Below are 13720 nucleotides of genomic sequence, written 5' to 3' on the forward strand. Positions count from 1 at the left end.
TTACGACAGGTAACAAGAAATTTTGCGCGATTTTTCTACGGACGGTACTGACCCAAATCAATAAACGCTACTCGAACCCGAACAATGCCCGTGGCGCCTCGACCAGCAGTGCATGCCTGACCTCGGCCGAGCACTCCAGTGCGTCCAGCTGTTGGACCACCGAGGTGTAGCTGACACGCTCTTCGTGTTGCGTATGCGGCCAGTCGCTGCCCCACACCAACCGCTCTGGACCCAGGCTTTGCTGCAACAGGCACAACGCCGCCCTGGCGAAATCGAGGTTCTGCTGCTCAGTCCCGGCCAGTCGATAAATGCCCGAGACTTTCATCCACACCTGCCCGCCCTGCCCCAGCTCAAGCATCTGGCGAAAGCCCGGCTGTTCTAGCCCCAAACGCGCATCCGGGCGACCGAAGTGATCGATGACCACCTTGATCCCGAATGGCTTGAGTTGCCGGAGCAAACCCGGCAGGTCTTCAACCTGACGGTGCAGTTCGATGTGCCAGCCTAACGCCGCGATATTCCCCAGGAATGCCTTCCAGACCGGCTGGTTAAAATCAGGCAATGCACAGCCCATCAAGTTCAAGCGTGCGCCCACCACGCCCTGGCCAGCCAGTTCACGCATCTGCGCCCGTTCAGTGCCGGGGTCCAGCACCACAACCCCGCGCAACTGTTGCGGTGCTTGCTTGAGCGCCGCCAGCAGGTAGCGGTTGTCAGTGCCGAGAAAACTCGGCTGCACCAGCACGCCATGACTAAAGCCATTGGTCTGCAATTGGCTCTGGTACTGCGCCAGAGTGGCGTCGTAGCCCGGGGTATAGCGCCGTGCGGCCGCCAGACTCAGTTCGCGACTGAACACATGAGCGTGGGAGTCAATGCCGCTAATCGGCGTAAAGCGGGTATCAGGCATGTCGTTCATCTATCAAAAGTAATGGGTATCAGGCACGTGCGGTGTCGTTGCTGCTACCACTGGCCGGTTGCGCCTGGATGGGCGCTTCAAGGTTGCGGCCACGGGTTTCCGGCAGGCACAGGGCGGCAATCACTGCCACGCCATAGGCAATCCCGGCGTCGATACCAATCGCCGAGCCCAGGGACATGGATTCACTCATGTGACCGACCAAAAACGGGAACACCGCCGACAACACGCGCCCGAAGTTGTAGCAAAAGCCGACACCGGCGCCGCGCACATCCGCCGGGTACAGTTCGTTGAACAGCGCCCCGAGGCTGGCCGGAATCCCCGCCGCGAAAAAGCCCAGCGGAAAGCCGAGGAACAGCATTTGCGTATTGCTCAGGGGCAGGAATACATAGCACTGCACGGTGATCACGCAGCACAGGGCAAACAGGATGATATTTTTACGTCGCCCGATGCGGTCGATCAAAAAGCCGCTGACCACGCAGCCGCACCAGAAAGCGGCAATGATCACCGCCAGATAACCGCCCGAGTTCAACACCGACAGGTTGCGTTCGGTTTTCAGGAAGGTCGGCAGCCAGGTCATGACCGCGTGGTAACCGCCGTGGGCACCGAGGCCCAACAGCCCGCCAAACAAGGTCACGCGCAGCAGTTCAGGGCGGAAAATACCCGACAGCGATTTGAAGAAGCTTGGCGGGATAGCGTTTTCTTTTTGCAGACGCTGAAAGCTGTCGGGTTCTTGCACATTGCGCCGCACCCAGATGATCAGCAGCGACGGCAGCAACCCGACCAGGAACATTACCCGCCAGGCCATGTCTTGCGGCACCAGCGAATAGATCAGCGTAAACACCCCGACGGCCAGCCCCCAGCCGACGGCCCAGGCGCTTTGCACGGTGCCCATGACCTTGCCGCGATAGTTCGGGTTAATGGTTTCGGCCATCAGCACCGCGCCCGCGGCCCACTCGCCGCCGATCCCAAAGCCTTGCAGCGCCTTGACGATCAACAGTTGGTTGAAGTCGGTGACAAAAGCCGAGAGAAAGGTGAAGAACGAAAACCACAGGATCATCCACTGCAACGTGCGCACTCGCCCGTAGCGGTCGGACAACGTGCCGCCGACCCAGCCGCCGATGGCCGAAGTCACCAGGGTCACGCCGCTGATCAGGCCGGCGTCGCCCTTGGTCAAGGCGAAAGCGGCAATCAGTGCCGGAATCGCCAGACCAAACATTTGTACTTCCAAAGCGTCGAGCGACCAGCCACCGAAGCAGGCCCAGAACGTTTTGCGTTCCCGTGAAGTGATCTGACGATACCAACTGAACATGTTTTTTATCCTTATAAGTCAAACGCAAGGCGGCCGAATGCGGACCGTACCGCCGTCAGGCCAGTCAAAAGCAATACACAAAAAAGCCCCCGGTCCGCAGGCAGCGGGCCGAAGGCTTGGGGTTAGCGGATGTCCACGCTGTAACGGAAGTGCTCGGCATGCCCGCGCGAGCGCCGCCATTCCAGCGGCGTACCGGCGTAATCACGGGCCAGGCGCTCAATCACCACCACCGGGCTGTTGACCGGCACTTGCAGCAAGCGTGCATACACGTCATTGACCGATTCAGCGGTCAGGGTCTCTTCCGCACGGGCGACGACCTGAGCGCAGACATCTTCATAGATCGGATAGAGCAACGGCCCCTGCTGGCTCAAGTCGAGCTGCAGCAAGGGCGCAAACAGTGCGTGAGGCAGCCAGATTTCTTCGGCCAGCACCGGCTGCTCATCCAGCAAACGCACGCGCATGATACGAATGACCTGAGCATCGGCGGGCAAGCCCAAGGCGTGTGCCACGGCCGAAGGCGCGGCGACCGGTTCTACTGAAAGGATGCGACTCTGCGGCACCTGGCGCTCGCCGGCAGCGGTTTGAAAACGGAAAAAACGAAACAGCGACGACTGAAACTGTGGCCGCCGAATAAACGTCCCACGACCTTGCTGGCGCTCCAGAATGCCCTCGCTGACCAGCGCATCAATGGCTTTGCGCACGGTACCGGTTGAGAGCAGGTATTGCGCCGACAGCGCGGCTTCAGTCGGGATCGCCTCCCCCGGACGCCAGCGATTTTGCGCGATCTGCTCCGCCAAATGATCACGCAAGCGTTGGTACTGCGGCAGGCGGGTATCACCGGATAGAGAATTCATTGACCTTATTCACCTTGTTATCTAGTCATATATATGAATATTGGTGGCGAGTATTTCCCCGGACGGGTTGGCTGTCAAGCACCGAATAGCGGCGGGCGCTGTCAGGCACCCGCACGTTTGAAATAGGGCTTATTCGAACACGGGCCGGAAGAAGCTGCGCTCGTAGCTGAGGATGCAACGGTTGTCTTCGGCCAGCTTGAACGCGGCGATGCATTCGGCATCGGTCTTGGAGCGCTCACGGTAGTCTTCGTAAGCGGTCAGGCTGGGGAAGGTAAACATGGCCAGGGCGATATTGTTGGCCCCTTCCGAAGGCAGGAAATAACCGTGATGGGTGCCGCCGAATTTCTCCACCAGCGGGATCCAGATGCGTGCATACGCTTCGAATTCTGCCAGCTGGTAGGGGTCGATCACATAACGCAGGTAACACGTAACCATTTCATCGTTCCTTTGAAGGGTAGAGTCTATTCAGCACGCCCATCGTGATAACCACCGCAGGGATCATCAGCAGCACGGGGTTGAAGGGTATCGGGATAAACAGCGTGATCAGCCATGTGGTAAAAAAGCCTGCGGCGACCAGACCAAAAAGCCAGGTCGGGATCCGCTTTCCGAAGCGTTCACACGCCTGATTGAAGCGCTTAAACCATTGCATCTAAACAACATCCTTGTGAATCGGCCCGCAGAATACGACAAAAACTGACGCTATCTATATTGATCAATCACATAACACTGTGGGAGCGGGCTTGCTCGCGATGGCAACACCTCGGCTATGCGGGTACACCGCATCAATCCAATCGCGAGCAAGCCCGCTCCCACCCTGCCTCTATTTGTGAATGGAGACAATCGTCGCTTTGCTGCCTTCCATGCGGAAGCTGAACGCCACGTTGTCACCCACCGCCAGCCCGGCCAATTGCGCATCGGTCACGGCAAAGCCCATGGTCATGGGCGGCCATTGCAAAGCCGGGACCGGGCCGTGGGCCAGGGTCACGGTGTGCCTGGCCGGATCAATCGCCTTGATCACGCCTTCGGCACTGGCAGCCGGTGCTTGCTGGTGAGCCTGCATGCCGTCCATTGGCATGCCCGACATGTCTTCTGCATGGGCCGCAATACTGAACGCGGCAACAAGGCTGGCTACGACTACGAGAGGGAATTTCATAGGGGGGTTCCTTGAGAAGGTTGGGTTTCAACAGGTAAATGGCGACGGCGCATCACGCGGTACGCCGCCGGGATAACAAACAGGGAAAGCAACGGCGCGGTGAGCATGCCGCCGACCATGGGCGCCGCGATGCGGCTCATGATTTCACTGCCGGTGCCGCCGCCCAGCAAGATCGGCAACAGACCGGCAATGATCACGGCCACGGTCATCGCCTTGGGCCGCACACGTTGCACGGCGCCTTCGCGAATGGCGGCAACCAGCCCTGGCTCGCTGCCCTCGCCCGCCTGCTGACGCTCGGCCCAGGCGTTCTTCAGGTACAGCAGCATGATCACGCCGAACTCGGCAGACACCCCGGCCAGGGCGATAAACCCGACTCCGGTGGCCACCGACAAGTTGAAGCCCAGCAGGTACAAAAACCACACGCCCCCCGTGAGGGCAAAGGGCAAGGTCGCCATGATCAGCAGGGCTTCGTCGAAACGGCTGAAGGTCAGGTACAGCAGCACAAAGATGATCAGCAAGGTCGCAGGCACGACCAGCTTGAGCCGTGCGTTGGCCCGCTCAAGGTATTCAAACTGCCCCGAGTAATTCACGCTCATGCCCGGCTGCAAGTGCACCTGCTCGCTGATGGCCTGGCGCAAATCCCTCACCACCGATGCCAAATCGCGGTCGCGCACGTCGATATACACCCAGCCCGAAGGCCGCGCGTTTTCACTTTTGAGCATCGGCGGGCCCTCGCTGATGCGCACAGTGGCCACGGTGCCGAGGGTGATCTGGCTGCCCTGCGGGGTGTAGATCGGCAACTGTTGCAGAGCACTCAGAGAGTCCCGCCAGGCACGCGGGTACCTTACGTTGATGGGGAATCGCGCCCGCCCTTCGATGGTTTCACCAACGTTTTCACCGCCAATGGCCCCGGCCACAATCGCCTGTACATCGGCAATGTTGAGCCCGTAACGGGCCGCTGCCCCACGGTCGATATCGACGTCAATGTAACGCCCGCCCGTGAGCCGTTCAGCCAGCGCCGAGCTGACTCCCGGCACGCCCTTGGCCACGCGTTCTATGGCTTGGGCAACGCTGTCGATTGCGGCCAGATCACCGCCGTTGACCTTGACCCCGATCGGGCTCTTGATGCCGGTGGCGAGCATGTCGAGGCGGTTGCGGATCGGCGGCACCCACAGGTTGGTCAGCCCCGGCACCCGCACCACACGGTCCAGTTCCTCCACCAGCTTTTTCGGGGTCATACCGGGACGCCATTGCTCGCGGGGCTTGAACGCGATGGTGGTTTCAAACATCTCCAGCGGCGCCGGGTCGGTGGCGCTTTCGGCGCGACCGGCCTTGCCCGACACGTGGGCAACCTCCGGCACGGTCTTGATCAACCGGTCGGTGAGTTGCAGAAGTTGCGCGGCCTTTTGCGCCGACAACCCTGGCAGCGCTGAGGGCATGTACAGCAAATCCCCTTCATCCAGCGGCGGCAGAAACTCCCCGCCCAGCCGCGACATCGGCCACAAGGCGCTGACGAACACCAGCAAGGCAACCGCCAGAGTGGTTTTCGGACGGCGCAATACCGCGTCCAGCGCCGGTTGATACAGCCGGATCAAACCACGGTTGAGCGGGTTCTTTTTTTCGTCGGGGATGGGCCCGCGAATCCAGTAGCCCATCAGCACCGGCACCAAGGTCACCGACAACCCGGCAGCCGCGGCCATCGACCAGGTTTTGGTGAACGCCAGCGGGCCGAAAAGCCGCCCTTCCTGCGCCTCCAGGGTGAACACCGGGATAAACGACAAGGTGATGATCAGCAGGCAAAAGAACAACGCCGGCCCGACTTCCGTGGCGGCCTGGGTGATCACCTGCCAGTGCCGGGCCCCCTTCAGTTCTTCACCGGGATGCGCGTGGTGCCAGGCTTCGATTTTTTTATGGGCGTTCTCGATCATCACCACCGCCGCATCGACCATGGCGCCGATGGCAATCGCGATACCGCCCAGCGACATGATGTTGGCGTTGATTCCCTGGTAGCGCATCACAATAAAGGCCATCAACACCCCCACCGGCAGCGAGATGATCGCCACCAGCGAGGAGCGCAGATGCCACAGAAAGACCCCGCACACCAGCGCCACCACCAGGAACTCTTCCAGCAGTTTGTGGCTGAGGTTGTCCACCGCCCTATCAATCAATTGGCTGCGGTCGTAGGTGGTGACGATCTCGACACCCGCGGGCAGGCTGGCTTTCAGCTCCTCGAGCTTTTGCTTGACCGCAGCAATGGTCTGGCGAGCGTTTTTGCCGCTGCGCAGAATCACCACGCCGCCCACGGCCTCGCCTTGACCGTCGAGTTCTGAAATGCCCCGGCGCAATTCCGGCCCCAGTTGAATGTTTGCTACGTCCCCCAGCGTGACCGGTACCGCACCGACGCCAAGCTTGAGCGGGATTGCCCTGAAGTCCTCCAGGGTCTTGAGGTAGCCCGACGCCCGCACCATAAATTCGCTTTCGGCCATGGTCAGCACCGAGCCGCCGGTCTCCTGATTGGCCTTGCCGATGGCCTCAGTGACTTCAGCCTGAGTAATGCCCAGCGCGGCCATTTTCAGGGGATCGAGTTGCACCTGATACTGCTTGACCATCCCGCCCACAGTCGCCACTTCCGCCACATTGGGCAGGGTTTTGAGTTCGAACTTGAGAAACCAGTCCTGCAGGGCGCGCAATTGTGCGAGGTCATGCTTGCCACTGCTGTCCACCAGCGAGTACTGATAAATCCAGCCCACCCCCGTGGCATCCGGACCCAGCGCCGGTTTGGCGCTGGCGGGCAAGCGGCCTTGAATCTGGCTCAGGTACTCCAGCACCCGCGAGCGCGCCCAATACAGGTCGGTGCCGTCTTCAAACAACACATAGACAAAGCTGTCGCCGAAAAACGAATAGCCACGCACGGCCTTGGCGCCGGGCACCGAGAGCATGGTGGTGGTCAACGGGTAAGTAACCTGGTTTTCGACAATCTGCGGGGCTTGCCCAGGGTACGGCGTGCGGATAATCACCTGCACATCGGACAAATCCGGCAGGGCATCAATCGGCGTGTTTTGCACCGACCAGATGCCCCACGCCGTCACAAACAACGTCGCCAGCAACACCAGCATCCGGTTGCCGACAGACCAGCGAATCAGCGCGGCAATCATGGCTGGCTCCCGGTTGGCAGGTTTGGCGCCAGCGGCGTGACGTCCAGCCCCTTGAGGCTGGCCTCGGAGTCAAGCAGGAACTGGCCTGAACTCACTACCTGCTGGCCTTCTTGCAGCCCTTGCAGGATGGCGGTCTGGCCATCGTTTTCAGACCCGGTACGCACCTCAACCGGGCGGTAATGCCCGCCCTCCTCAGCCAGCATGACCAAGGCTTGATGGCCGGTGCGAATCACCGCTTCGCCGGGCACCCACAACACATGCTGATCGATGCCCTGCTCAAGGCTGACCTGCGCGGTCAACCCCGGTCGCAGCCGTGCACCGGGGTTCGCCAGCTCGACCCGCACCTGCAACGTGCGGCTGTCGGCGTTGGTTTGCGGCAGGATCGCGCTGACCGTGCCCTTGAACACTTCCCCGGCAAAGGCCGGTAAACGTGCCTCGACGGTTTGCCCCGGCGCAACGGCTGCGGCTTGCGCCTCGGGCACCGCCACGGTCAGCCAGACGCTGCCCAGGCCATTGACCTGGGCCAGGGTTTCACCTAGTGCCAAGGTCATGCCCTGACGCACATTCAACGTCTGCAACACGCCGCCCACCGGGCTGGTGACGGTCAACACCGGCTGCACCTTGCCACTGCGCTCGACCTGCGCAATCAGTGCTGGCGGCATGCCCGTGAGGCGCAGACGCTGACGCGCCGCCGCCAGCAGCGCGGAATCACCCACGCGCTTGAGCGCCAGAAACTCTTCCTGCGCCGCCGCCCATTCCGGCACCAAAACATCCGCCAGCGCAGCTTCGGGTTTGAGCACATCACCGGGCGCAAGATTGTAGACACGCTCGACAAAGCCCGGCGTGCGCGCCTGAATCACGGCCACATCACGCTCATTGAAGCCCAGCACCCCGGACGCCATGACACGGGTCGCCAACATGCCGCGACCGACCGTGGCCAGGCGCACACCGAGATTTTCGGTCTGCCCCGGATCAACCCGCAGCGTTTGCGCGTCGGCTTTATCGTCGGCGTACTGCGCCACCAATTGCATGTCCATAAAAGGCGACTTGCCCGGTTTATCGAACTTTTGCTGCGGGAACATCGGGTCATACCAGTACAGCGCCTTGGGCGCGCTGGCTGCCATTGACGGCGCCATGCCGGTGTCACGGGGTTGCCCTGCCCACCAGCCTGCTGCCACGCCCAACGCCAGCGCAGCGACTACCAGCCCGGTTACTTTGGTTTTATTAAATGTCATGTGCGCCTTCCCCATAAGCGAAATACAGACGGGCATTGACCGCTGCGCGCTGCTCTTCAACGTCCACCTGTTTGAGGCGGGCCTGGATCAACTCGCGACGTGCCGTGACCAGCGCATTCAGATCACCTTTGCCTGCGCGGTAACTGGCCATGCTCAACGCGACCTTCTCTTGGGCCAGCGGAATCAGGCTGTCCTGACCGCGTTGCACGGCGCGGTTAAGGCGCTGAAAATCGGCCAGGTCATCGTCCAGTTGCCGGGTATGCTCGCGGGTCATGTCTTCGCGCTCGGCATCCAGCTGGTCGAGGTCGGCTTGCCGGGCGGCAATCACCGGGTTTTGTCGGCGACCGGGAAATATCGGTAAATCCCAGGAAAACTGCACGCTGACCATGTCACCGAATTGCTGCCCCCGGTGCTGGTAGTCGAGTTCCCAACTCCAGTCCGAATGCTTCTGGGCCTCGGCTTCATGCAGCTTGGCTTGCGCCTCGCGGGTCATGGGTTCAAAGGCGGCGAGCTGCGGATGGTGCTGCACGTTATGGGTGTACATCCCGCCTTCGACCGGCCATTCGGGCAAGCGCCCCAGCGGCGTATCGTTGCCCGCCGGGCCAATCCAGCGCTTGAGTGCGGCATGGGCCTGGGCACGCTGTTGCTGCAACTCATCCTGCTGCTCAGCCAACACTGCAGCTTCCTGTTTGGGGGTGACGGCATCAGAGGGTTGCGCGCGGCCGCCCGCAATCGCCGCACGCACGGCATCGGTAAACAGGCGGTTTTCAGAGTAGAAATCCTTAAACAGCGCGTCTTTTCGCTCCACTGAATAACTGTTGATCCACGCCAGCGCGGTGGCCTGACGCACATTCAGCCGCGCCACCCGGCGCTGGGCAATGGCGGTGTCCACGGCGGCATCGGCCACTTCAATGCGCGCCTTGCGCTTCTCGCTATTGGGCATGTCCTGACGGATGCCGACCATTTGCATGGTCATGAAGTCGCGGTCCAGGCTGCCGCGATCGGGGCCGCCCACCGGGAAGTTCTGCACCCCCAGCACCAGTTTCGGGTCCGGTAATTCGCCCGCCGGGATTGCGGCACTGCTGGCCGCTTGCACGCTGGCATTTTGGGCCGCCAGCGCAGGCGCCGTATTGTCGGCCAGGCGCAGCGCTTCATCGAGGGTCAGACCACCCGCGAAACTCGGCCACGCCAGCACACTTGCCACCAGGCCGACGCATACGCGCAAGCCCGTGCCAAAGCACATGGGTTTCATGTTTTAGATTCCTGTGAAGATCCCGTGCACGCTGCAAACACAGCGCACAACTGTGCCTCGCGCTAATGCGCAAGACGGTTCAAAGAGGGACAGGAATCAAACCCGTGGCGGGCGCCACACCCCGGACGGGGCTGAGGTGGGTACAGCATCGCTGAACAGTGCCAGCGTGAGCGGATTGGGCAAGGAAAGTGCGGGCTTGATGACCGAAATTTGTAACATCGTCCCGGTTTTGCATTCCTGGCCGGGTTTGCACGACTTGCCATGTTCGGACGGCGCCTTGCTGTCGTCGCAGCAGTCCATGCCCATGTCGTTCATCATCTTCATGCCCAGCACTTGCATGGGGCACGGGTCTGCCGGTGCCTGCACACCCGCCATCCCACTCAAGGGAAGCGCGAGGCTCAGGACAAAAATAAGGCAAAGCCGCAGATAGCGTTTCATGGGGCGCGAGTTTAATCGTTAAAAATGACGGTTACAATTAGCCGACTCGCGCTATCAGAGCGTGCTGGAATTAAGCGCAGATTATGTTCAGCGTTTTATTAGGTAGACGCGATCCGCTTAATAATTACGGATAAATATCGATTAACGAAAACGGTTTCGCTAAGCTGCACACAGTCCACATCCACCCTTAACCTTCGGCGGTGAGCGCATGATCGAAGTTACTGAAGTTTCCATTGCCCAACTGCGTGAAGCGCTCGATTCGGGCCAGACCACCGCGGTTGAGCTGGTCAAGTCGTACCTTGCACGCATCGAGGCCTATGACGGCCCGCAAACGCCGACCGCGCTGAACGCGGTGGTGGTGCGCAACCCCGAAGCCCTTAAAGAAGCCGAAGCGTCGGACGCCCGTCGCGCCAAGGGTGAAACCCTCGGCCCGTTGGACGGGATCCCCTACACCGCCAAGGACAGTTACCTGGTCAAGGGCCTGACAGCCGCCTCCGGCAGCCCGGCCTTTAAAGACCTGATCGCTTATCGCGATGCGTTCACCATTGAGCGTTTGCGCGCCGCCGGGGCCATTTGCCTGGGCAAAACCAACATGCCGCCCATGGCCAACGGCGGCATGCAACGCGGCGTGTATGGCCGCGCCGAAAGCCCGTACAACGCTGACTACCTGACTGCGCCCTTCGCCTCCGGCTCGTCCAATGGTGCTGGCACGGCCACCGCTGCGAGTTTCTCGGCGTTTGGGCTGGCCGAAGAAACCTGGTCCAGCGGGCGCGGTCCGGCGTCCAACAACGGCCTGTGCGCGTACACGCCATCTCGCGGAGTGATTTCAGTGCGCGGTAACTGGCCGCTGACGCCAACCATGGACGTGGTCGTGCCCTATGCCAGGACCATGGCCGACCTGCTACAGGTGCTCGACGTGGTGGTTGCCGAAGACCCGGACACCCGTGGCGACCTGTGGCGCATGCAGCCCTGGGTGCCGCTGCCGAGCGTTGAATCCGTGCGCCCGGCGTCGTACCTGGATTTGGCCGCCAGCGCTGAATCCCTGGCCGGCAAGCGCTTTGGCGTGCCGCGCATGTACATCAATGCCGACCCGCTGGCCGGCACCGCAGAAAACCCCGGCATCGGCGGCCCGACCGGGCAGCGCATCATCACCCGTGCTGCGGTCATCGACCTGTGGCAAGCCGCGCGCCAGGCCCTTGAGGCCAAGGGCGCCGAAGTGATCGAGGTCGACTTCCCGCTGGTGTCCAATTGCGAAGGCGACCGTCCGGGCGCGCCAACCGTGTTCACCCGCGGGCTGGTGTCCAAGGAGTTCATGCACGACGAATTGTGGGAGCTGTCAGCCTGGGCCTTCGATGACTTCCTGCGGGCCAACGGCGACCCGAAACTCAACCGCCTGGCCGACGTGGATGGCCCGCAGATTTTCCCGCACGACCCGGGCACCCTGCCCAACCGCGAAGATGAACTGGCAGCGGGCATGGATGAGTACGTGCGCATGGCCCAACGCGGGATTACCCCGTGGGACCAGATCGCGAGCTTGCCGGACGGCCTGCGTGGCCTGGAACAGACCCGCAAGATCGACCTTGAACAATGGATGGACGACTTGGGCCTGGATGCCGTGCTGTTCCCGACTGTCGCCGATGTAGGCCCGGCCGACGCCGATGTTAATCCGGCATCGGCCGACATTGCCTGGAGCAACGGCGTGTGGGTGGCCAACGGCAACCTGGCGATCCGTCATTTGGGCGTGCCGACCGTCACCGTGCCGATGGGTGTGATGGCAGACATCGGCATGCCGGTGGGCCTGACCTTTGCCGGGCGCGCTTACGACGATTCGGCCTTGCTGAGCATTGCTTCGGCGTTTGAAGCATTGGGCAGCAAACGCCAGATCCCACCCCGCACCCCGCCGCTGAATACCGCTCTGTAGGCTTGAGTTTGCTCGCGATCTGTTGTCAAAGATCGCGAGCACGATCACTACAGGATGCTAATGCTTCAGTGGTTATAAGCCCGCTCGTTATGCTCAGCCAGATCCAGCCCCAGCTCTTCCACGGCATCGTCGGCACGTAAACCCATCACGCGGTCGATGATTTTCAGAATCACCCAGCTGACGGCAAAGCAATACACCGTGGTCAGCAATACGCCCTTGATCTGCGCCATGACTTGCGCGCCCATGCTCACACCGTCCACCAGACCGCCCAACGACGGCACACAGAACACCCCGGTCAGCACTGCACCGATCATCCCGCCAATGCCATGCAGGCCGAATACGTCCAGGCTGTCGTCATAACCGATACGGCGCTTGAGCACGGTGACGCTCAGGTAGCAGAACACCCCGCACAACAAGCCGATGGCCAGCGCACCGCCGACGCCGACATAAGCACACGCCGGGGTAATGCCCACCAACCCGGCCAGCGCACCACAGGCCAAGCCTTGAGCACTGGGTTTGCCGACCTTGAACCACTCGGTGAACATCCAGCCCAGAATGCCTGCACATGCGCCCAACTGGGTGTTGAGCATCACCATGCCGGACAACCCGCTCAAGCCGCCGCCCGAACCGATATTGAAGCCAAACCAGCCGACCCACAGCATCGCCGCACCGGCCATGGTCAGGCTCAGGTTGTGCGCGGGCATCGGGGTGTTCTGGTAGCCCTTGCGCTTGCCCAGAATCAGGCAAGCGGCCAAGGCGGCAACCCCGGCATTGATGTGCACCGCCGTACCACCGGCATAATCCAGCACGCCCCAGTTATGCATTAATGCACCGGGCCCGCCCCAGACCATGTGCGCCACCGGTGCGTACACCAGGGTGAACCACACCGCCATGAACAGCAGCGCCGCCGAGAACTTCATGCGCTCGGCAAAGGCACCGGCGATCAGTGCCGGAGTGATGATGGCGAAGGTCATCTGAAAGGTCACGTACACCCCTTCCGGGATGTCACCCACCAGGCTGTCGGCGTTAATGCCTTTCAAAAAGGCTTGCCCCAGGCCACCAACAAAACTGTTGAAGGTCACCTGCCCCTCCACCATGCCCGTGGTATCCACCACCATGCTGTAGCCATAGATCACCCACAGTACGCCCACCACCCCGGCAATCCCGAAGCACTGGGTAAACAGTGAAAGCATGTTCTTGGCCCGCACCAGGCCGCCATAAAACAGCGCCAGACCGGGCAGGCACATAAACAACACGAGCGCGGCAGCGGTGATCATCCAGGCGGTGCTGCCGGTGTTCAAGACGGGGGCATCGGCGGCCTGAGCCAGCGGTGCCAACAGCATGGCTGTGCACACCATCAAAAATGATTTGCCGAGAGGGCGATTGACCATGTTCAAAGCTCCTGCAAAAGAACGTTCGAAATTGTAGGAGCGAGCTTGTCTCGCGATCTTTTAAAAGATCAAAAGATCGCCAGACAAGCTCGCTCCTACGAG

Annotated in this window: 12 protein-coding genes; 1 reads left to right on the plus strand and 11 read right to left on the minus strand. The window is 61.4% G+C overall.

Annotation, left to right across the window (positions count from 1 at the left end; all coding sequences use genetic code 11):
• Positions 1-67: 67 nt before the first annotated feature.
• The 10 genes from TU84_RS11155 to TU84_RS11200 form a co-directional block, all read right to left on the minus strand.
• Positions 68-901, minus strand: coding sequence for an amidohydrolase family protein (locus tag TU84_RS11155; protein WP_048369140.1), 834 nt, complete (start codon positions 899-901; stop codon positions 68-70).
• Between the two features lie 28 nt (positions 902-929).
• Positions 930-2219 (minus strand): MFS transporter, encoded by a 1290-nt coding sequence (locus TU84_RS11160; RefSeq protein ID WP_048369141.1) that lies wholly within the window; start codon positions 2217-2219, stop codon positions 930-932.
• Positions 2220-2341: 122 nt separating this feature from the next.
• On the minus strand, positions 2342-3073 hold the full coding sequence (locus TU84_RS11165) for a GntR family transcriptional regulator (protein WP_048369142.1): 732 nt from the start codon (positions 3071-3073) through the stop codon (positions 2342-2344).
• A 129-nt stretch (positions 3074-3202) separates the two neighbouring features.
• Positions 3203-3508: an NIPSNAP family protein gene (locus TU84_RS11170; protein ID WP_048369143.1), complete on the minus strand. Its 306-nt coding sequence runs from the start codon at positions 3506-3508 to the stop codon at positions 3203-3205.
• A 1-nt stretch (position 3509) separates the two neighbouring features.
• Entirely contained in the window at positions 3510-3722 is a 213-nt protein-coding gene (locus TU84_RS11175; protein ID WP_048369144.1) for a hypothetical protein, read from the minus strand.
• Positions 3723-3893: 171 nt separating this feature from the next.
• Positions 3894-4226, minus strand: coding sequence for a copper-binding protein (locus TU84_RS11180; RefSeq protein WP_048369145.1), 333 nt, complete (start codon positions 4224-4226; stop codon positions 3894-3896).
• Entirely contained in the window at positions 4223-7381 is a 3159-nt protein-coding gene (locus TU84_RS11185; protein WP_048369146.1) for an efflux RND transporter permease subunit, read from the minus strand. The genes TU84_RS11180 and TU84_RS11185 overlap by 4 nt, the downstream gene beginning before the upstream one ends.
• A complete protein-coding gene (locus tag TU84_RS11190; RefSeq protein ID WP_053225213.1) occupies positions 7378-8616 on the minus strand; it encodes an efflux RND transporter periplasmic adaptor subunit in 1239 nt (412 codons plus the stop codon). Before TU84_RS11190 ends, TU84_RS11185 begins: the two co-directional genes overlap by 4 nt.
• Positions 8606-9868 (minus strand): TolC family protein, encoded by a 1263-nt coding sequence (locus TU84_RS11195; RefSeq protein WP_048369147.1) that lies wholly within the window; start codon positions 9866-9868, stop codon positions 8606-8608. The genes TU84_RS11190 and TU84_RS11195 overlap by 11 nt, the downstream gene beginning before the upstream one ends.
• A gap of 96 nt (positions 9869-9964) precedes the next feature.
• A complete protein-coding gene (locus tag TU84_RS11200; RefSeq protein WP_048369148.1) occupies positions 9965-10306 on the minus strand; it encodes a hypothetical protein in 342 nt (113 codons plus the stop codon).
• 208 nt (positions 10307-10514) lie between these two features.
• On the opposite strand from TU84_RS11200, the gene TU84_RS11205 reads away from it, so the two are divergent.
• Complete coding sequence (locus TU84_RS11205; RefSeq protein ID WP_048369149.1) at positions 10515-12227, plus strand: amidase; 1713 nt, start codon at positions 10515-10517, stop codon at positions 12225-12227.
• Positions 12228-12292: 65 nt separating this feature from the next.
• Here TU84_RS11205 and TU84_RS11210 read toward each other — a convergent pair whose 3' ends face one another.
• Positions 12293-13618, minus strand: a complete 1326-nt coding sequence (locus TU84_RS11210; protein ID WP_048369150.1) for an ammonium transporter — start codon at positions 13616-13618, stop codon at positions 12293-12295.
• Between the last annotated feature and the right edge of the window lie 102 nt (positions 13619-13720).

The organism is Pseudomonas helleri, assembly GCF_001043025.1.
Classification (GTDB): Bacteria; Pseudomonadota; Gammaproteobacteria; order Pseudomonadales; family Pseudomonadaceae; genus Aquipseudomonas; species Aquipseudomonas helleri.